The 20,000-nt window shown below is 72.2% G+C and carries 14 protein-coding genes and 1 pseudogene; 7 read left to right on the top strand and 8 right to left on the bottom strand.

The window, feature by feature from the left end:
• Window positions 1–155: 155 nt before the first annotated feature.
• Window positions 156–983, top strand: coding sequence for a maleylpyruvate isomerase family mycothiol-dependent enzyme (locus ACWGN5_RS05525; RefSeq protein WP_453511521.1), 828 nt, complete (start codon window positions 156–158; stop codon window positions 981–983).
• A 24-nt stretch (window positions 984–1,007) separates the two neighbouring features.
• On the opposite strand, the gene ACWGN5_RS05530 is transcribed toward ACWGN5_RS05525, so the two are convergent.
• The 7 genes from ACWGN5_RS05530 to pdhA all read right to left on the bottom strand — a co-directional run bounded on the left by ACWGN5_RS05530 (window position 1,008) and on the right by pdhA (window position 12,026).
• Window positions 1,008–2,300, bottom strand: coding sequence for an MFS transporter (locus tag ACWGN5_RS05530; protein ID WP_453511522.1), 1,293 nt, complete (start codon window positions 2,298–2,300; stop codon window positions 1,008–1,010).
• On the bottom strand, window positions 2,297–2,971 hold the full coding sequence (locus tag ACWGN5_RS05535) for a GntR family transcriptional regulator (RefSeq protein ID WP_453511523.1): 675 nt from the start codon (window positions 2,969–2,971) through the stop codon (window positions 2,297–2,299). The genes ACWGN5_RS05530 and ACWGN5_RS05535 overlap by 4 nt, the downstream gene beginning before the upstream one ends.
• An 81-nt stretch (window positions 2,972–3,052) precedes the next feature.
• Window positions 3,053–3,547, bottom strand: a complete 495-nt coding sequence (locus tag ACWGN5_RS05540) for a hypothetical protein (protein ID WP_453511524.1) — start codon at window positions 3,545–3,547, stop codon at window positions 3,053–3,055.
• Between the two features lie 52 nt (window positions 3,548–3,599).
• Window positions 3,600–8,318: a DUF6531 domain-containing protein gene (locus ACWGN5_RS05545; protein WP_453511525.1), complete on the bottom strand. Its 4,719-nt coding sequence runs from the start codon at window positions 8,316–8,318 to the stop codon at window positions 3,600–3,602.
• A gap of 138 nt (window positions 8,319–8,456) precedes the next feature.
• Window positions 8,457–9,845: a dihydrolipoamide acetyltransferase family protein gene (locus ACWGN5_RS05550; protein WP_453511526.1), complete on the bottom strand. Its 1,389-nt coding sequence runs from the start codon at window positions 9,843–9,845 to the stop codon at window positions 8,457–8,459.
• Window positions 9,846–9,858: 13 nt separating this feature from the next.
• Entirely contained in the window at window positions 9,859–10,839 is a 981-nt protein-coding gene (locus ACWGN5_RS05555) for an alpha-ketoacid dehydrogenase subunit beta (RefSeq protein WP_453511527.1), read from the bottom strand.
• Window positions 10,840–10,841: 2 nt separating this feature from the next.
• Window positions 10,842–12,026, bottom strand: a complete 1,185-nt coding sequence (gene pdhA / locus ACWGN5_RS05560) for a pyruvate dehydrogenase (acetyl-transferring) E1 component subunit alpha (protein WP_351176671.1) — start codon at window positions 12,024–12,026, stop codon at window positions 10,842–10,844.
• 339 nt (window positions 12,027–12,365) lie between these two features.
• On the opposite strand from pdhA, the gene ACWGN5_RS05565 reads away from it, so the two are divergent.
• The 3 genes and pseudogenes from ACWGN5_RS05565 (at window position 12,366) to ACWGN5_RS05575 (ending at window position 14,748) form a co-directional block, all read left to right on the top strand.
• A complete protein-coding gene (locus ACWGN5_RS05565) occupies window positions 12,366–13,025 on the top strand; it encodes a response regulator (RefSeq protein WP_453511528.1) in 660 nt (219 codons plus the stop codon).
• Window positions 13,026–13,158: 133 nt separating this feature from the next.
• Window positions 13,159–13,581, top strand: a pseudogene (locus ACWGN5_RS05570) (pyridoxamine 5'-phosphate oxidase family protein); the annotation flags it as partial.
• A gap of 150 nt (window positions 13,582–13,731) precedes the next feature.
• Window positions 13,732–14,748 (top strand): phosphotransferase, encoded by a 1,017-nt coding sequence (locus ACWGN5_RS05575; RefSeq protein ID WP_453511529.1) that lies wholly within the window; start codon window positions 13,732–13,734, stop codon window positions 14,746–14,748.
• A gap of 25 nt (window positions 14,749–14,773) precedes the next feature.
• Here the strand turns inward: ACWGN5_RS05575 and ACWGN5_RS05580 are convergent, their stop codons facing one another.
• On the bottom strand, window positions 14,774–16,381 hold the full coding sequence (locus ACWGN5_RS05580; protein WP_453511531.1) for a protein kinase domain-containing protein: 1,608 nt from the start codon (window positions 16,379–16,381) through the stop codon (window positions 14,774–14,776).
• A gap of 287 nt (window positions 16,382–16,668) precedes the next feature.
• Between ACWGN5_RS05580 and ACWGN5_RS05585 the strand changes: the two genes are divergently transcribed.
• The 3 genes from ACWGN5_RS05585 (at window position 16,669) to ACWGN5_RS05595 (ending at window position 19,961) form a co-directional block, all read left to right on the top strand.
• On the top strand, window positions 16,669–18,336 hold the full coding sequence (locus tag ACWGN5_RS05585) for a protein kinase domain-containing protein (RefSeq protein WP_453511533.1): 1,668 nt from the start codon (window positions 16,669–16,671) through the stop codon (window positions 18,334–18,336).
• A gap of 111 nt (window positions 18,337–18,447) precedes the next feature.
• Window positions 18,448–19,149 carry a hypothetical protein gene (locus ACWGN5_RS05590; protein WP_453511534.1) on the top strand — a complete coding sequence of 234 codons (702 nt, stop codon included), beginning with the start codon at window positions 18,448–18,450 and terminating at the stop codon, window positions 19,147–19,149.
• A gap of 86 nt (window positions 19,150–19,235) precedes the next feature.
• The gene (locus tag ACWGN5_RS05595) at window positions 19,236–19,961 is read left to right on the top strand and encodes a PadR family transcriptional regulator (protein WP_453511535.1); all 726 of its coding nucleotides are present in this window, start codon (window positions 19,236–19,238) and stop codon (window positions 19,959–19,961) included.
• Window positions 19,962–20,000 lie beyond the last annotated feature (39 nt).

Below are 20,000 nucleotides of genomic sequence, written 5' to 3' on the forward strand. Positions count from 1 at the left end.
ACTACCACCGTCCTGGCATTCGAGCCGTCAACACCGGCCTACGATCGTCACACGAAAGCACTGCCGGGGTGCCTTCGGGCAGCGTAACTTAGCGTCCGAGCCTCCCACCCAGTCGTGTTTTCAGCCCGCGCACCGAAGAACCGCCGAGGGGTCCCGTGACCGTCCATCCCAGCCTCCAGAACTACGCCGACGCCTGGACCCATTCCATCGAGGCGATAGCCGAGCTGGTGCAGCCGCTCGTGGAGGGCGAGTGGAACCGGCCGACCCCGTGCATCGGCTGGTCGGTGCGGGACATCGTGTCCCATGTGATCGGCATGGAGACGGAGATGCTCGGCGATCCCCGGCCGATCCACTCCCTGCCCCGCGACCTGTACCACGTGCGCAGTGACTTCGCGCGCTACATGGAGGTCCAGGTCGATGTGCGGCGGCACCACACGGCCCCGGAGATGACCTCGGAGCTGGAGTACATCCTCATCCGGCGGGCCCGGCAGCTCCGCAACGAGAACCGCTCCCCCGAGCATCTGATCCGCGCTCCCCTCGGCGCCGAGCAGTCCCTCGAACTGGCCTACCGGGACCGCGCCTTCGACGTGTGGGTGCACGAGCAGGACCTGCGGACGGCCCTCGGAGTGCCGGGGAACCTGGACTCGGCGGGTGCGCTGGTGGCCCGGGACGTGCTCCTGGAGGCCCTGCCGGACGTCGTCGCGAAGGACGCCGGGGCGCCCGCGTCCTCGGCGGTGGTGCTCGACGTGACCGGTCCGGTGGAGTTCCTGCGGACGGTACGGGTCGACGCGGACGGCCGCGGTTCGATCGACGGCGCGCCGTCGCTGGGCCCCGCGGTGACGCTCGCGACGGACTGGGAGACGTTCGTACGGCTCGCCTGCGGCCGGGTCCGGCCGGCCGAGGTGGCCGACCGGGTCAAGGTCGAGGGCGACGCGGACCTCGCGGCGGCGATCCTGGACAACTTCGCGGTGACGCCCCGATAGATCGCGGCGCTCTCTGTACGGGGCCTACACGGGTACGTGCACGGCCTCGACGCGGCTCGCGACGAGCCGTTCCCGTTCCCTGCGGTGGGTGCGGGCCTTGAGGCGCAGGATCTGCACGATGCCGAGGGTCTCCAGGACGAAGACGGAGGAGAACGCGATCCGGTAGTTGTCGCCGGTCGCGTCGAGCAGCACGCCCACGGCGAGGAGCGTCGTCATCGAGGCGATGAAACCGCCCATGTTGACGATGCCGGAGGCGGTGCCCTGACGCTCCGGCGGGTTGGCCGGGCGGGCGAAGTCGAAGCCGATCATCGAGGCCGGGCCGCAGGCGCCGAGGACCAGGCAGAGGGTGACGAGCAGCCACATCGGCGCGTGGCCGGGGTACGCGAGGGTGGTCCCCCACAGCAGGGCGGTGGCCGCGACCGTGCCGAGGGCGAGCGGGGCGCGGGCCGCGTGGTGGCGGGCGATGATCTGCCCGTACGCGAGGCCGATGACCATGTTCGAGAGCACGACCAGGGTGAGCAGGGTCCCGGCGGTGGAGCGGGACAGGCCCTGCGCCTCGACGAGGTAGGGCAGGCCCCAGAGCAGCAGGAACACCATGGCCGGGAACTGGGTGGTGAAGTGCACCCACATGCCGAGCCGGGTGCCGGGCTCGCGCCAGGACTCGGCGATCTGGCGGCGGACGAAGGCGGCGCCCGCGTGGGCGGAGGGCTCCGGCTCGTACCCCTCGGGGTGGTCCTTGAGGAAGAGCAGCAACAGGACGAGGACGAGGACACCGGCGAGGGAGCTGCCGACGAAGGTGGCCGTCCAGCCGAGGCCGTGCAGGGCGCGGGCGATGAAGACGGTGGAGACGAGGTTGCCGGCCATGCCGATGAGCCCGGCGAGCTGGGCGATGAGCGGGCCGCGGCGGGCCGGGAACCAGCGGCTGCCGAGCCGCAGGACGCTGATGAAGGTCATGGCGTCACCGCAGCCGAGGAGGGCGCGCGAGGCGAGGGCCGTGCCGTACGAGGGGGAGAGCGCGAAGCCCAGCTGGCCGACGGTGAAGAGGACGACGCCGAGGGTCAGGACCTTCTTGGTGCCCAGCCGGTCGACGAGGAGGCCGACGGGTATCTGCATGCCCGCGTAGACGAGCAGCTGGAGTATGGAGAAGGTGGAGAGCGCGGAGGCGTTGACGTCGAAGCGGTCGGCGGCGTCGAGTCCGGCGACGCCCAGGGACGTGCGGAAGATGACGGCGACGAAGTAGACGGCGACGCCGACGCCCCAGACGAGGGCGGCGCGACGGCCGCCGGGCGGGTCTCCGGGCAGGCTGACCGAGCTCATCGCTCGTCCCCCCGGACCAGGACCTTGACCCAGCTGAGGTGCTGGCGGACGCAGTGCGCGGCGCCCTCGACGTCGCCGGCCTTGATGCGGTCGAGGATCTCGGCGTGTTCGGTGATGTTCTTGGCGACGCGGTCGGGCTGGGACTGCATCACGGCGACGCCCATGCGCAACTGCCGGTCGCGGAGCTGGTCGTAGAGGCGGGAGAGGATCTGGTTGCCGGCGTGCCGGACGATCTCGGCGTGGAAGCAGCGGTCGGTGACGGCGACCTCGGCGAGGTCCCCGGCCTCGGCGCGCCGCTTCTGCTCCTCCAGGAGCTCTTCGAGCCGGGCGATCAGGCCGGCGGGGGCGGGCACGGCCCGGCGGACGGCGAACTCCTCGACGAGGAGCCGGGTCTCGACGACGTCGGCGATCTCCTGGGCGGAGACGGCGAGGACGAGGGCGCCCTTCTTCGGGTAGAGCTTGAGGAGGCCTTCCATCTCCAGCTTGAGCAGCGCCTCGCGGACGGGGGTCCTGGACACCCCGACGGCCTGGGCGAGTTCGCCCTCGGTGAGGAGGGTGCCTCCCTCGTAGCGCCGGTCGAGTACGGCCTGCTTGACGTGCATGTAGACGCGGTCGGCGGCGGGGGGCTGCCTGGTGGGCTGCGGGGCGGGACCGGCGGGCGCTGATGGCATGCGCACAGCATAGATACAACAGAGGTACAAGAAAGAGCCCCGTCCACATCGTGGACGGGGCCCGCGCCGCGAACGGCGGTCTCAGCCCGCGTTCTCGTAGCGGTAGTCGTAGTACTTCTCCCCCGCGACGAGAACGGAGGTGAAATGGACCGGAATTCCGTCCGCATTCCGCGGGACCTCCTGCGAGGTCTGCCGCGTGAAACCGAGCGAGACACCGGGGACCACCGGATTCTCCGGATTCTCCGCGTCGACCGTCCAGCCGCGCTCCACCGCCCGGGCCAGGAGCTCGTCGGCCGGGACGCGGAACACGTCCTCGCCGTCGAGCAGGACCCGGGTCGAGGTCTCCCGCCCCTCGCCCGGCCACCACAGCTCGATCGCCGTGACGGTGTTCTCCTCCTCCAGGAGCACCTCCACGCCCACCTTGTCGCACTTCGTCGAGATGGTCACCAGGACACGGTTGGGGCGGGTGCGGACCCGGGGCTCGCCCCAGGGCGACACGGCCGCGACCGCCTCGTCGAGCGTCATCCCGAGCCGCACCGGCCCGACACCGTGCGGGGGTTCGAGCAGCAGGTCCATTCCCCAACCATGCCTTTCTGTTCCAGGAACTCCGGAGCTTTCCGGGAACGGTCTATTTCAGGATGTCGTAGTCGATCGTCCAGCCGCGGTCGGCCAGCATTTTCTGGAATTTGCGGTTGTGTTTGAGGCTCTCGATCATATCGGCGATATGGGTGTCGTACTTGTCGCCGTAGAGGTCCCGGATCTCGTTGATGTCCATCATCATCGCCTCGTCCCAGCGGCCCGCGTCGATGAGCGCCCGCTGGTCCGCGCGCCACTGGTCGGCCTCCTTGCTGGAGCCCGTGCTCGTCACGCCGCGGTGGTCGTCGTACTCCATGCGGATCGCCGGGCCCATGCCCGCGCCGCCGCTCTTCGTCTTCCGGAAGCCGGCCTGGTCGAGATGGGCGTAGGAGTCCTTCGCCGGGATGTGGTTGATCTCCATGTCGACGTCGGTGCGCCGCGTCCCGTCGTCGTTCTTGAGGTTCGCCGGCTGGAGCCCGCTGTACCAGCCGCCGTCCTCCGTGCACCCCTTGGCGATCAGGCCCTCGGGGTCCATCCGGACGTGCGGGTTGAGCACATAGGCGACCGGGTTGGGCGCCGGGCCGAGACCGAGCGGGTCGGGGCTGGTGTAGCGGGCGGTCGCCGGGTCGTAGTGCCGGTGCAGGTTGTAGTGGAGGCCCGTCTCCGGGTCGTCGTACTGGCCGGGGAACCGCAGCGGGGTGTACGCGACGGCGTCCCGGTTCCAGGTGGTGTGGCCCCACACGGTGGTCCGGCTGTGCCAGGCGACCTCCCCGCCCTCGTCGACGAGTTCGCTCGGGGTGCCGATGAGGTCCGTGACGATGGCGAAGAAGCGGCTCTCCTCGCTGTCCGTGCGCCGCTCCAGCTGGGCCAGCGGGCGGCGGCCGTCGTAGTCCCAGGTGAGCGCGGTGCCCTGGCCCGAGTCCGTCTGCTCGACGAGTCGGCTGCCGTCCCAGGTGAACCGGACCGACTGCACGACCGTCCGGCCGTCCTCGGCCATCCGGTGCTTGGCCGTGCGCCGGCCCAGCGGGTCGTAGGCGTACGTCCACAGCGTGCCGTCCGGTGTCCGGCAGGCCGTCAGCCGGTCCTCGGCGTCCCAGGTGTAGTGCCAGGTCTCCGGCTTGCGGGAGAGCCGGGTCCGCTGCCGCAGCACCACCCGGCCGGCGGCGTCGTACTCGTAGCGGACCGCGCCGGCGGCGAGCACCCGGGTGCCGCCGTAGCTGCGCGCGCCCCGGCCCTCGTCGCGCAGCGCCCGGTCCGGCCACTCGGCGTGGGTCTGGTTGCCCATGGCGTCGTAGGTGTAGCGCTCCGACCAGTCGTCCGCGGTCACCTCGGTCGGGCGGCCCACCACGTCGAGGCCGAAGAGGGTGACGCGGCCGGTCAGCCGGTCGGTCACCTCCTCCGGGCAGCCGTCGGCCCGGTAGGCGTAGCCGCGCGAGCGCAGCTCGCCCTGGGGGCCCGTGAGGGTCTGGGCGGCCAGTCGGCCTGCGGCGTTCCACTCGGAGGCCAGCGTCACGGGCCGCTCGGCCTCGCCGAAGACCCGGCTGAGCTCACGGCCGCGGGCGTCCCGGCCGAAGCGCAGCGCGTGCCCGCCGCTGACCAGCTCGGTGCGCTGCCCGGTGGCGTCGTAGGCGAAGGTCGACACGGCGCCCGTCGGCGTGGTGCGGGACACCACCCGGCCCGCCGCGTCCCGCTCGTAGCGGAGGGTGCGGCCGTCGACGGTCTCGGCGAGGACCCGGCCGAGGGCGTCCCGTTCCAGGGTCAGGGTGGAGTCGGGGGCCGTGACCGAGGTGATCCGGCCGGCGGCGTCGTAGCCGTAGCGGGTGGTGCGGCCGGCGATCTCCTTGGTGAGGAGCCGGCCGCACACGTCGTACGTGAGGGTGGTGGTGTCGCCGAGCGGGCCGGTGCGGCCGACGAGCCGGCCGCAGGCGTCGTAGGCGTAGTGGACGGTGCGGTCGTCGAAGTCGGTCTCGGAGACCAGCCGGCCGGCCTTGTCGTAGACGTACGTCCAGGTCAGGCCCTGCGGGCCGAGGACCTCGGTGAGCCGTAGCTCGGTGTCGTAGCGGAATGCGTAGCGGGCCCCGTCCGCGCCCGTGCGGGCCGTGAGCAGGTCGAAGTGGCCGTACTCGAAGCGGGTGGTGGCGCCGGTCGCGTCGGTGTGGGAGGCGCAGTTGCCCTCCTCGTCCCAGGTCCAGCTCTCGGTGCTGCCGTCGGGGCCCGTCAGGCGGGAGAGCCAGCCCTCCGGCGTCCACTCCATGGCGGTGACGGCGCCGGTCGGGTCGGTGCCGCGCACCGGGCGGCCGTAGGCGTCGCGGGCGACGGCGTAGGTGTGGCCGAGGGCGTCGGTGGCGGTGAGGGTGACCCCGGCGTCGTCGGTCGTGAAGCGCTCGGTGGCGCCGTCCGGGCCGGTGCGTGCGGTGAGCGCGCCGAAGGCGTCGTGGGTGAAGCGGGTCACCGCGCCGTCCGGGGCGAGGAGTTCGGTGCGGTTGCCGCGGGCGTCGAAGGTCTGGCGCCAGGTCGTGCCGTCCGGTCCGGTGACCGCCACCGGCAGGTGCAGGGCGTCGTAGGCGGTGGTGGCCTCGGTGCCGTCGGGGAAGCGGATGCGGGTGAGGTCGGCGTGGTCGTCCCAGGTGAAGTGGGCCTCGTTGCCGAGCGGGTCGGTGCGGGAGAGCAGGTTGTCGTGGCGGTCCCAGGTGCGCAGCACCGTGTTGCCGAGGGGGTCGGTCTCGGCGACGACCTGGCCGAGCTCGTTGAGCCGGACGACCGCGACGGCCCCGGTGGAGTCGGTGAAGCGGGTCAGGCGGTGTCCGGTGGCGGCGTCGGTCTCGTAGGAGAAGCGGGAGGAGAGGAAGCCGTCGGGTCCGATGGTCTCGACGACCCGGCCGGCGGCGTCGTACACGTACCGGTAGACGGCTCCCTTGCGGTCGGTCCAGGAGGTGACGCGGGCCTGGTCGTCGTAGGTGAACCGGAGCGGGCGGCCGGAGCAGTTGGTGACGGTGTCGAGGTTGCCGAAGGGGTCGTAGCCGAAGGAGGCGAGGGTCCTGGCGCCCTCCGGGGCGTACAGGGAGAGGCCGGTGACCCGGCCCGCCTCCGGGTCGGTGAGGACGAGGGCGCGGTAGCCGCCCTCGTGGACGACGGAGGAGGGCAGGCCGTCGTCGCCGCGCTGGATGTGGACGACGTTGCCGTGCCGGTCCTCGATGGAGCGGAGCCAGTAGTAGAGCGAGCCGCGGAAGGGGTTGCCGGTGTAGTGGCGGGTGATTCCGGCGTGCGGGTCGCGCATCGCGTACGTGACGTCGCCGAGCGCGCCCGCGTCGGCGAGCGAGAGCGGCAGCCGGGCCCCCTCGACCGGCCAGACCTCGTCGTCCTCGGCCTGCGGGAGCCTCGGGTAGACGAGGACGGAGCCGTCCTCGCGGGCCAGGAGGGCCCCGCCCCGGGGGTCGAGTTCGATGCGTTCGTCGAGGGTGGAGGCCCAACTGCGGCCGAAGAGCTGGCCGTAGCGGTAGCCGGAGAGGTGGGTGCGGCGCAGGATCAGGGGGAGGACGCCGGGCAGGGCCAGGTCGGTCTGGGCGAGGACCATCTCGCCGGAGGCGATGTCGACCGGGTCGGTCGCGCAGCGGCGGGTGTTGACGGGGGTGCCCTTGCCCCGCGGGTCGTCCTTCGCGTCCTTCATCGAGTCGGGCTTCACGGCGGACGGGCCGCGCTTGTCGTTCGGGCCGCCCCCGGGGCCCTTGCCGCCGCCGTCCTCGTGCTTGCGGCGCTCGTTGGCGAGGCGGGCGCGGACGTCGTCGTCGTGGTTCTTGTGGTCGACGGAGATCTGTTTGACGGCCTTGGGGAGCGTCTTGCCGACGTGGTCGCCCATGGTCGTGGCGGACTTGGCGAGGGCGTCCATCGCCTTGTCGAGGACCGGGTCGAGGGCCTGGGCGATGGAGTCGCGGCCCCGGGTGCGGCCGTGGTGCGACCGGGCCCTGGTGAGCTTGCCGCTGGTCTTGCCGTGGATGGCGACGCTGACGCCGTTGAGCTGGGTGCCGGCGTGGTCGTGCTCGGCGTGGTCGATGGAGAAGCCCTTGCCGCCGCCGGGGCCGCCGCCCGAACCGCCCGCGGAGGCGAGCTTCAGGGCGTCCTTGGAGGACTGGACGCCGTCCTTGAAGCCGTCCGCGCCCGCCTGCTTGGCCTGGTCGAGGTTCACCCCGTCCTGGAGGCCGAGGGCGGTGGCGCCGAGCTGGACGACGAGGTCGGCGGCGAGGTTCTCCAGGGCGGCGACGGCCGGCTCGGTCATGGCCGAGACGATGTAGGCGACCGCCTCCTCCATGCACTCCTTGATGAGGCGCTTGACCACCTCCTGGGTGGCCCGCATCGCGCCCGCGCCGATCAGCGCGGAGAGTCCGCCGGTGACGGGGATGAGGGAGAGGGCGATCCCGGCCTCCGAGGCCAGATAGCCGAGTTGGACGAGAGCCGCGCCCTTCATGACCTCGACGGCCGTCGCGGCGGCGTCGACACCGCCGGCGATGGTGCGCGCCGCCGAGGCGATGTCCTTGATGTGCTTGTCCTTGACTTTGCCCCAGTGACCGTTGAGGGCGTCGAGGGCCTCGCCGTGCCCGGAGGAGAGCAGCCGCTGCACATGGTTGTTGGCGAGCTGTCCGTCGTCCTCCAGATCGGAGGCGAATTCCCGCAGGGCGTCCGCCATGTCCCGGTAGGCGTCCTCGTCCACATTGGGCCAGGCCACGCCTATGAGATCGAGGAGCGTGTCCGCCCAGCCGGGCACCGTGACCGCCATGCTTCCCCCTGTGCGTCCGTGTGCTTCGTCTCGTTCGCGAAGCGGAACAGTCCTACCACGGAGAAGGACGCGGAAACGCATCCGGCGGTGGCAGGAGCCACCGCCGGATGTTTCACGTGAAACGGACGAACCTCGGCACTACGCCCAGGTGATGAGCCTCTTCGGGTTCTCCAGGATCGCGGCGACGTCCGCCAGGAACTTGGAGCCGAGCTCGCCGTCGACCAGGCGGTGGTCGAAGGAGAGCGCCAGCGTGGTGACCTGACGCGGCTTCACCTTGCCCTTGTGGACCCACGGCTGGAGCTTGATGGCACCGACCGCGAGGATCGCGGACTCGCCGGGGTTCAGGATGGGCGTACCGGTGTCGACGCCGAAGACGCCGACGTTGGTGATGGTGAAGGTGCCGCCCTGCATCGCCGCCGGGGTCGTCTTGCCCTCGCGGGCGGTGGCGACGAGTTCGCTCAGGGACTGCGAGAGCTCGGGCAGGGTCTGGGCGTGCGCGTCCTTGATGTTCGGCACGATCAGACCGCGCGGGGTGGCCGCGGCGATGCCCAGGTTCACGTAGTGCTTGAGGACGATCTCCTGGTTCGCCTCGTCCCAGGCCGCGTTGATGTCCGGGTTGCGCTTGGCGGCGACCAGGACGGCCTTGGCGATGAGGAGGAGCGGGTTGACCCGCAGGCCCGCCATGTCCTTGTCGGACTTGAGTTCCTCGACCAGCTTCATCGTGCGCGTGATGTCGAAGGTCACGAACTCGGTGACGTGCGGCGCGGTGAAGGCCGAGCCGACCATCGCCGCCGCCGTGGCCTTCCGTACGCCCTTGATGGGGATACGGGTCTCCCGGGCGTCCGACGGGACGGCGGGGGCCGCCTGGGCCGGAGCCGCGACCGGCGCGTGGGCCGCGACGGGGGCCGGGGCCTCGACGGCCGGCGCGGGCGCCGGGGCCGCCGCGCGGTGGACGTCCTCGCGGGTGATGATCCCGTCCGGGCCGGTCGGGGTGACCGTCGCCAGGTCGACGCCGAGGTCCTTGGCGAGCTTGCGCACCGGCGGCTTGGCCAGCGGGCGGGCGGCCGCGGGGGCGTGCCCGTTCAGCTGCTCGGGGACCACCGGGGTGGCCTGTGCGGCGGCCGGAGCGGCCGTCGTCCTGCGGGCCCGGCGCTTCGTGGAGCTCGCGGCCACGCCGTAGCCGACGAGGACCGGCTGGCGGCCCTCCGGCTCCGGCTCGGCCACCGGCTCCTGCGCGGGGGCGGCGGCCACGGCCGGCGCCGCCGGCGCCTCGGGCTCGGCGCCGCCGCCGACGTTCACCGAGATGATGACCTGGCCGACGTCGACCGTCGTGCCCTCGGGGAACAGCAGCTCGTGGACCGTGCCGTCGAAGGGGATCGGCAGCTCGACCGCGGCCTTCGCCGTCTCGACCTCGCAGACGACCTGCCCGTCGGTGACGGTGTCACCGGGCTGGACGTACCACTTGAGGATCTCGGCCTCGGTCAGGCCCTCGCCCACGTCGGGCATCTTGAATTCGCGGATCGTCATGGTCGTGCTCTCCTCAGTACGCCAGCGAGCGGTCGACGGCGTCGAGCACGCGGTCCAGGCCCGGCAGGTACTCCTCCTCCAGGCGCGCCGGCGGGTACGGCGCGTGGTAGCCGCCGACCCGCAGGACGGGGGCCTCCAGGTGGTAGAAGCAGCGCTCGGTGATCCGGGCGGCGATCTCCGCGCCGGAACCGAAGAACACCGGGGCCTCGTGGACGACCACCAGGCGGCGGGTCTTCTCGACCGAGGCCTGGATGGTGTCGAAGTCGAGCGGGGAGATCGACCGCAGGTCCACGACCTCGACCGACTTGCCCTCCTCGGCGGCGACGGCGGCCGCCTCGAGACAGGTCTTCACCATCGGGCCGTAGGCGAGGAGGGTGAGGTCCGTGCCCTCGCGGGCGACGCGGGCCTTGTGCAGCTCGCCGGGGATGGCCTCGGTGTCGACCTCGCCCTTGTCCCAGTAGCGGCGCTTGGGCTCGAAGAAGATGACCGGGTCGTCGCTCTGGATCGCCTGCTGGAGCATCCAGTAGGCGTCGTTGGAGTTCGCCGGGGTGACGACCTTGAGGCCCGCGACGTGCGCGAAGAGCGACTCGGGGGACTCGGAGTGGTGCTCGACGGCGCCGATGCCACCGCCGTACGGGATGCGGATGACGATCGGCATCTTCACCGTGCCCAGCGACCGGGCCCGCATCTTCGCCAGCTGGGACACGATCTGGTCGTACGCCGGGAAGACGAAGCCGTCGAACTGGATCTCCACGACCGGGCGGTAGCCGCGCAGGGCGAGACCGATCGCGGTGCCGACGATGCCGGACTCGGCGAGCGGAGTGTCGATGACCCGCTCCTCGCCGAAGTCCTTCTGCAGGCCGTCGGTGATCCGGAAGACGCCGCCGAGCTTGCCGACGTCCAGGCCCATGATCAGGACCTTGGGGTCGGTCTCCAGGGCCTTGCGCAGCGACTCGTTGAGCGCCTTCGCGAGGGGAAGCTTCTGAACAGCCATGGTTACTCGGCCTCTCCGCCCTCGAAGGACGCCTGGTAGGCGGCGAACTGCGCCCGCTCCTCGTCGACGAGCGCGTGCCCGTCCGCGTACACGTTGTCGAACATCGCCATGTGGTCCGGGACGGGCATGGCGCGGACGACCTCGCGGACGTGCTTGCCGAGCGCCTCGCTCTCCGTCTCCAGCTCCTCGAAGAAGGCGGCGTCGGCGTGGCCCTCGTTCTCCAGGTACGTCTTGAGACGCTGGATCGGGTCCTTGGCCTCCCACTCCTCGCGCTCCGCGTCCCGGCGGTAGCGGGTCGGGTCGTCGGAGGTGGTGTGGGCGGCCATGCGGTAGGTGTACGCCTCGATGAGCGTCGGGCCCTCGCCGCGGCGGGCGCGCTCCAGCGCCGACCGGGTCACGGCCAGGCACGCGAGGACGTCGTTGCCGTCGACGCGGACGCCGGGGAAGCCGAAGCCGCGGGCGCGCTGGTAGAGCGGGACGCGGGTCTGCTTCTCGATGGGCTCGGAGATGGCCCACTGGTTGTTCTGGCAGAAGAACACGACGGGCGCGTTGTAGACCGCGGAGAAGACGAACGACTCGTTCACATCGCCCTGGCTGGAGGCGCCGTCACCGAAGTACGCGATCACGGCGGAGTCCGCGCCGTCCTTGGCGATGCCCATGGCATAACCGGTGGCGTGCAGGGTCTGCGAGCCGAGCACGATCGTGTACAGGTGGAAATTGTTGCTGTTGGGATCCCAGCCGCCGTTGTTCACACCGCGGAACATTCCCAGCAGGTTCGTGGGGTCGACCCCACGACACCAGGCGACGGCGTGCTCACGGTAGGTCGGGAAGACGTAGTCGTCGTCCCGCAGGGCCCGGCCGGAGCCGATCTGGGCGGCCTCCTGGCCGAGCAGCGAGGCCCACAGGCCCAGCTCGCCCTGGCGCTGGAGGGCGGTGGCCTCGGCGTCGAAGCGGCGGCTGAGGACCATGTCGCGGTAGAGACCGCGCAGCTCCTCGGCGCTCAGGTCGATGTCGTAATCGGGGTGCTGGACTCGCTCCCCTTCGGGCGTCAGCAGCTGAACGAGCTCGGGCTCAGTGGCCGTGGTGGCCGTCGCCTTCTTGGTGGTGCTCGTGCTCGCGCTTGCGGTGCGCTTGGTGCCGCTGCTGCGTCGCGTCGTCTTGCGCGCGGCAGTGCTCTCCACGGTCACGTGCGTGCTCCTCCGTCGGTCCGGCCCCCGGGTTCGCCGGTGAGGCCAGTGCGGCTCCGCCTTGTCCGTACCTTCGCACGGGGTGGGTGCGACGCGGCCGGAGTCGGGCGTGACAGGTGCCCCGGCGAGCGCCGTCATAGGCACGTTACCCATTACGCGGCATTACCGCGAAACCCCACTTGACCTGCGATTTTGCTTGGATTTCCAAGTAAATCGAGAAATGGGGGAAGCGCTGCTGGTCAGCGGCTTGGACAACGACCCGACGCCGTCGTCGGAACACCCGGCACGTTATCCCGCGCACCCCGGGCGCCGGAAGACCCAATATGTGAGACTGACTGCGTGCGCGAAGAAGGAAAAATCCGGGTATTTCTGCTGGACGACCATGAAGTCGTGCGGCGCGGCGTCCACGAGCTGCTCTCCGTGGAGGACGACATCGAGGTGGTCGGCGAGGCCGGGACGGCGGCGGACGCGCTGGTCAGGATCCCTGCGACCCGCCCGGACGTCGCCGTGCTCGACGTGCGGCTGCCCGACGGCAGCGGGGTGGAGGTGTGCCGGGAGATCCGCTCGCAGGACGAGTCGATCAAGTGCCTGATGCTGACCTCGTACGCGGACGACGAGGCCCTCTTCGACGCGATCATGGCCGGGGCCTCGGGTTATGTGCTCAAGGCGATCCGGGGCAACGAGCTCCTCCACGCCGTGCGGGACGTGGCGGCCGGCAAGTCCCTGCTCGACCCGGTGGCCACCGCCCGGGTCCTGGAGCGGCTGCGCGACGGCAACAACCCGAAGCGCGACGACAAGCTCGCCAACCTGACGGAGCAGGAGCGGAAGATCCTGGACCTGATCGGCGAGGGCCTGACCAACCGGGTCATCGGCGAGCGCCTCCACCTCGCGGAGAAGACCATCAAGAACTACGTCTCCAGCCTGCTGTCGAAGCTGGGCATGGAGCGGCGCTCGCAGGCCGCGGCGTACGTGGCGCGGCTCCAGGCCGAGCGTCACTGAGGAGCCGGCCGGTCCCGGCTCACCCGTACGGGCCAGGCCGGGGCCGACGGCCCGGTTTCGGGACCTACGTCCCCGTCGAACCGGGGCAGGGGCCCCTTTTCCGACACGGTGCCGGTGGCGGAGAGTGGAGACCATGTCCACCGACGAGATCCGCGCCATCGAGTTGCTCGGCCGTGTGTCGTACGGCCGGGTGGCGACGAGCATGCGGGCGATGCCGTTCGTCGCCCCCGCCCGCCACATCGTGGCCGACGGCCGTGTCCTGCTCCGGATGCACCGGGGCCTCGGCTACCACCGCGCGTGCAACGGCAGCGTCGTCGCGTACGGCGCGGACAACTGCGACTCCGGCGCCGAGCGCATCTGGTCCGTGCAGTTCACCGGCACCGCGGAGATCGTCGAGCCGACGGAGGAGGAGCTGGCGGCCTTCGGCCCCGAGCCGGTGCGCGTGGACGGCGAGCCCTTCACCCCGGTGTTCATGCGGATCGAACCGCAGTTCGTGACGGTCCACGAGCTGGACTACAGCGGGCAGCCGGAATCGCGGCCCGAGAGCGCCTCCAGCGACCACCCCGAGGGCGCGTCCGACGACCGCACCGGGGCACGTGCCGAGCAGCGCCCCGAAACCCGCGCCGAGCAGCGCCCCGAAGCCCGCCCCGAGGGCCTTTCCGGGGAGCGACATCTTCACCACGCAGCGTGATCTAACATCTGCGGAGTGCCGCGCTCATCTGTACCCCTCGCTCCGCCCGTAGGCCCCCTCCTGCGCCGCTACCGGGACGTCGGCGAGCCCCTCTCCTGCGTCCCCGTGACCGAGGGCCTCCTCAACCGCGGCTACCGGCTCTCCACCACCCGCGGCGCCTACTTCCTCAAGCAGCACCTGGACGCCCCCACCTCCGACCGGGCCACCATCACCCGCCAGCACCGGGCCACCCAGCGGCTGCACGCGCTCGGCCTGCCCGTGGCCCCGCCGCTCCCCGACGGCCGGGGCCGCACGGTCGCCCTCGTCGGCGGCCACTGCTACGCGCTGCACCCCTGGGTCGACGGCCGCCACCGCGACGGCGCCCAGCTGTCCACCGGCTGCTCACGGCGGCTCGGCACCCTCCTCGGCCGCGTCCACACCTGCCTGGAGCAGGTCATGGAGTCCCCGCCGCCGGGCGGCGAGCACGAGAGCGCCCGCCCCGAGGACACCTTCCGGGCCATCGAGGAGCTGCTCCGGCTCGCCCGCGCGCACCGCCCCCGCGACAGCTTCGACGCGCTCGCCGAGCACCGGCTCAGGGAGCGGCGCCGGCTGCTCGCCCAGCACGCCCACCACCGGCCGCCGCCCGCCTCCGCCGCCGGCTGGGTGCACGGCGACTTCCATCCGCTGAACCTGCTGTACCGGGGCGCGGAACCCGCCGCGATCGTCGACTGGGACCGGCTGGGGGTCCGCCCCAGGGCCGAGGAGGCGGTCAGGGCCGCCGCGATCTTCTTCGTACGGCCGGAGGGGCAGCTGGCCCTGGAGAAGGTACGGGCGTACGCGCGCGCGTACCGGCGCGAGACGGGCGCGGACGGCGCCGAGCTGGCGGCGGCGGCGCACCGGGTGTGGTGGGAGCGGCTCAACGACTTCTGGACCCTGCGCTGGCGCTACCAGCTGCACGACCGCAGGGCCGACCCGCAGTTTCCCGCGGTGTCGGCCCTGGCGGTGTGGTGGACGCGCGAGTACGCGGCGGTCCGCGACGCCTTCGCCGGCTGAGCACGCCGGCGCGGCGTCACCGGGGTCAGCCGGTCTCGGTTCCCGAGCCCGGGGGCGGGGTGTCCGGGTTGCCGTTGCCGCCGGAGGAGTCGTCGGTCGGCTCGCCGGTCGGCTGGGTCGGGTTGTCGGTCGGCGGCGCGGACGTATTCGTCGCCGTGTCCGTGGGCTCGGCCGTCGCCGTGTCCGTGGGCTCGCTCGTCGGCGCGGTCGTCGGCGTGCTGGTGGGCTCGGTCGGCGTGTGCGTCGACGGCGGGGTCCACGGCTGGTCGGTCGAGCCGCCGGTCGACGTGCCGGGCTCCTCGCTGGGCTCCTGGGAGGGCTCCTCCGAGGCGGTGGGCTCCTGGGAGACGGTGGAGGGCGAGTTGCTGACGGTCGTGGGCGGCTTCACCGTGCCGCCGGGGTCGTTCGCCTTGTTCACCGCGTACACGACACCGGCGACGACCGCGATCAGCGCGAGCGCGGCGAACAGCCACACCTTGCCCCGGCCGCCGCTGCCGCCGTTGCCCGCGCCGTATCCGCCCTGGCCGTATCCGCCGGTGCCGCCCGTGCCGTCGTAGCCGCCGTAACCGCCGTCGTCCGGGTTCATCGGCGGGAGGATCGCGCCCTGCGCGGTCTCGCCGTGCATCGGGTGCCCCATCGCGGTCGTCGCGGCCATGCCGCCGCCCGGGGTGTGCCCGCCCTCGTAGACCTCGACCGGCCCGGTGTTCCACGTGCCGATGTGGCCGCCCTGCTGCTGGAGCATCTGCAGGCCGTACTGGATGAGCCCGCGCATCTCCTCGGCGCTCTGGAACCGGTCGTCCGGGTCCTTCGCGAGCGAGCGCATGACGAGGCCGTCGAGCTCCGGCGGCACGGATCCCGTGACCTCGGACGGCGGGACCGGCGCGTCCTGCACGTGCTGGTACACGACGGACAGCGGGGTCTCGCCGGTGAACGGGGGCCGCAGCGCGAGGAGTTCGTAGAGCAGGCAGCCCGTCGCGTACAGGTCGGAGCGGTGGTCGACCGCCTTGCCGAGGGCCTGCTCGGGGGAGAGGTACTGGGGGGTGCCGACGACCATGCCGGTCTGGGTCATCGTCGACTGCGCGCCGTGCAGGGCGCGCGCGATGCCGAAGTCCATGACCTTCACCGCACCCGTGTGCGTGATGATCACGTTCGCCGGCTTGATGTCGCGGTGCACGATGCCGTGCTGGTGCGAATAGGCCAGCGCCTCCAGGACCCCGGAGACGATGATGAGCGCCTGCTCGGGACCGGGCGCCTCGGCGCTGAGCAGCAGGTCGCGGATGGTGCGGCCCTCGACCAGCTCCATCACGATGTACGGCACGGGCCGGCCGCCCACGAGGTCCTCGCCGGAGTCGTACACGGCGACGATGGCGTGGTGGTTGAGCCCCGCGACGGACTGCGCCTCGCGGGTGAAGCGGGCCTTGGAGACCGGGTCCTCGGCGAGGTCGGCGCGCAGCAGCTTGACGGCCACGGTGCGGCCGAGCCGTACGTCCTCGGCGGCGAAGACCTCCGCCATGCCGCCCCGGCCCAGACGGTGCGTCAGCCGGTACCGGCCGTCGCCGACGACTCCGCCCTCGCCCCAGGATTCCGCCGACGCGTCCGGCACACCGCCACCTGCTCCGGATTCGGGTGCCATCAGTCCTCGCCGTCGTCTGTCGTGCCGTGTCCAGTCGTCACGCTACAGGCTCCGTACGACACCACGGTCCGAGATGGACCGGCCATCCAACCCCCTCGATGTACACCTGTGCAAATTCGACGGGTTTCCCCCGAGAGTGCGGAAACGGTTCGGGGGAGCTTCCTGTGCGGAGGGTCACGGAACGGGTACCGAACCGGTGCCCGGCTTGACGTGACACTGCCCTACGGCAGACTTGCGCCAGGAAATTCCGGATCAACGCCGCCATGCGCGCGTAGGGGGAAGCACAGATGAGCCAGGACGGCGCACAGGGCCGCTATGCGGGCGGTTCGGTCGCGGGCGGCCGGTACCAGCTGCGTGACCTGCTCGGCGAGGGCGGCATGGCGTCGGTGTACCTGGCGTACGACAGCGCTCTCGACCGGCAGGTCGCCATCAAGACGCTGCACACGGAGCTCGGCCGGGAGCAGTCCTTCCGGGAGCGGTTCCGGCGCGAGGCGCAGGCCGTCGCGAAGCTGTCGCACACGAACATCGTCTCGGTCTTCGACACCGGCGAGGACACCCTCGACGGCGCCGTCATGCCGTACATCGTCATGGAGTACGTGGAGGGGCAGCCGCTCGGCTCGGTCCTCGCCGCCGACGTCCAGCAGTACGGCGCGATGCCGGCCGACAAGGCGCTCAAGGTGACGGCCGACGTGCTGGCCGCCCTGGAGGTCAGCCACGAGATGGGCCTGGTCCACCGCGACATCAAGCCGGGCAACGTGATGCAGACCAAGCGCGGCGTGGTCAAGGTCATGGACTTCGGCATCGCGCGGGCCATGCAGTCCGGGGTCACCTCGATGACCCAGACCGGCATGGTCATGGGCACGCCGCAGTACCTCTCCCCCGAGCAGGCCCTCGGCCGCGCGGTGGACGCCCGCTCCGACCTTTATTCGGTCGGCATCATGCTCTTCCAGCTGCTGACGGGCCGGCTGCCCTTCGACGCCGACTCGCCGCTCGCCATCGCCTACGCGCACGTGCAGGAGGAGCCGGTTGCCCCGTCCTCCGTCAACCGCTCGGTGACGCCGGCGATGGACGCGCTCGTCGCCCGCGCGCTGCGGAAGAACCCGAACGAGCGGTTCCCGAGCGCCGCCGCGATGCGTGACGAGTGCCTGCGGGTGCTCGCGGCCGGCCAGACCGGTGCCCCGATGATCGTCCAGGGCGGCGGTCCGGTCAGCAGCGGCGCGGGCGTCGGCTCGGCGGTCTTCCCGCCCGTCGGCCAGACCCCGCCGCCGACCCCGCACCCCGGCGTGCAGCAGCCCTACCTGCCGCCGACGCCGCAGCCCGGCCCGTACGGCCCCGCGACCCCGGCGCCCGCCCCGGCGTACGGCTACCCGCAGCAGGCGCCGACGCCCGCGCCGTACGCGCCGACCCCGGCCCCCGCGCCGTACGCCCCCACGCCGGCGCCGATGCCCGCGTCCGGCACGGTCGTGGGCGGCTCCGGTTCGTCCGGCTCCGGCTCCGGCTCCCGGCGGAACACCCCGGTCCTCGTCGGCGCGATCGCCGTCGCGCTGCTCGCGATCGGCGGCCTGCTCGTCGCGCTCAACCTGAACAAGGAAGAGGAGGACCCGCAGGCGGGCGGCACGGGCGGCACGCAGACCGAGCAGAGCGAGTCCGCGGCGCCGGGCCACAAGGGTCCCGACCTGACCAAGACGATCGACACGAAGAAGTGCACGCAGCCTTCGGAGTCGAGCGACGACCCGTCCAAGTTCGAGGTCCCGAACTTCACCTACAAGAACATCCAGTCGGTGAAGGCGTGTGTCCAGGCCGCCGGGTGGAAGATCATGACCCAGACGCCGGTGGACGAGGCCACGTACGGCGAGGGCACGGTCCTGGAGCAGTACCCGCCGGCCGGCGAGGACATCACGGACGAGGGCGCCGAGTTCACCCTCAAGATCTCGACGGGCAACCCGCCGCAGTAGCCAGGGGGATCGCCGTACACCCCCTGCACCCGTCCCGGATGCCGGAATTGTTCCGGCATGTCTACGCTGAGTCGAACAGCTCGGCGGCTCGGGACGGGAGGGGGTCACCCGGTGACTCCAGTACTCCGCAAGACACGCGCGCGGGCCCTCCGCCCGGCGCTCACCTGCGCGTTCGCCTGCGCCTGCGCCCTGTACGCCGCGCCCGTCGGGTACGGCGCGCAGCCCCCCGGCACCTCGGTGGGCAGCACCGCCCCGACGCCGGGGGCGACCCCGCCCTCCGCGCCGCCCTCGTCGGGCCCGCCGTCGGACGGACCCTCAGCGACCGCCTCCCCCTCCACCACCCCCGGCGGCACCCGCGGCCCCGCGTCTCCCGCTCCCGCGCCCACCGGCACGGGGGCGCCGTCCGCCACGCCCGGGCCGCGCGCCGAACCCTCCGACGCACCCACCCCCAGCGCTTCCGCCTCCCTCGCGGGGCGGCCCGCCGGCGAGGGGCGGACCCGCCCCGGACGCGGCGAGGCCGCGGCTCCGTCCGCGACCCCCTCGGCACCGTCCCCCGGCCCGTCTCGTACCGAAACGGCAACAAGCCCGCGCGGCCGCGAGTCCGCCGAGGCGGCCGACGAGCCGGTACGCGAGGAGGACCCGGTGCTGCCCGAGGCGGCGCCCGCCAGCCTGCCGGCCGTGGCCCCCGGAATGGCGGCCGAGGCCGCGCCCACCCTCGTCGACCAGCGGATTCCCGTGCTCACCCTGGGCGTGGGGCTCGCCCTGATGGGGCTCGGCATCGGCTTCCTCGGGCTCCGGATGCGGCGCCGCTGAACCCGCCGGGTCCCCCTTGAGTCGGACCTCGCTCCTCCGTCCGAGGACGGTTGTCCGCAAGGGCATACCCGGTATACATACTGAGTATGTCGATCCGCCACGGGCTCCTCGCCCTCCTCGAACGCGGCCCTCGCTACGGCTCCCAGCTCCGTACGGAGTTCGAGTCCCGCACCGGCTCCACCTGGCCGCTCAACGTCGGCCAGGTCTACACGACCCTCAACCGGCTCGAACGCGACGGCATGGTCGCCCAGGGCGGCGAGGACGAGGCCGGGCACACGCTCTACGCGATCACCGACAGCGGCCGCGCCGAGCTCAGGACCTGGTTCGAGAAGCCGGTGGACCGCACCAGCCCCGCCCGTGACGAGCTGGCCATCAAGCTCGCCATGGCCGTGGGCGCGCCCGGCGTCGACATCCGCGACGTCATCCAGTCCCAGCGCCGGCACACCGTGAAGGCGATGCAGGACTACACCCGGCTCAAGGCGCAGGCCCTCGTCGCCGTCGAGCGCGGCGGGGCCGAGGCGCGCGACGACGTGGCCTGGCTGCTCGTCCTGGAACAGCTGATCTTCCAGACCGAGGCGGAGGCCCGCTGGCTGGACCACTGCGAGTCCCGGCTGATCCGCCTGTCGGCGTCGGCCGCCGCGGGGACCGCGGCGACCCCGACCGACCGGGGCACGTCGACGGCCCCGGGCACGTCGAGGGCCCAGGGCCCGTCTACGGCTCCGGGCACGTCGAGGGCCCAGGGCACGTCAAGGGCCCAGGACACGTCCACGGCTCCGGGCGCCCTCACCGCTCCGGGCACTTCGAGCTCCTAGGCGCTCCTCGACCACCGGTGGGCCCGGGGCGTGCCGCCC

Source organism: Streptomyces sp. NPDC055815 (genome assembly GCF_053616475.1).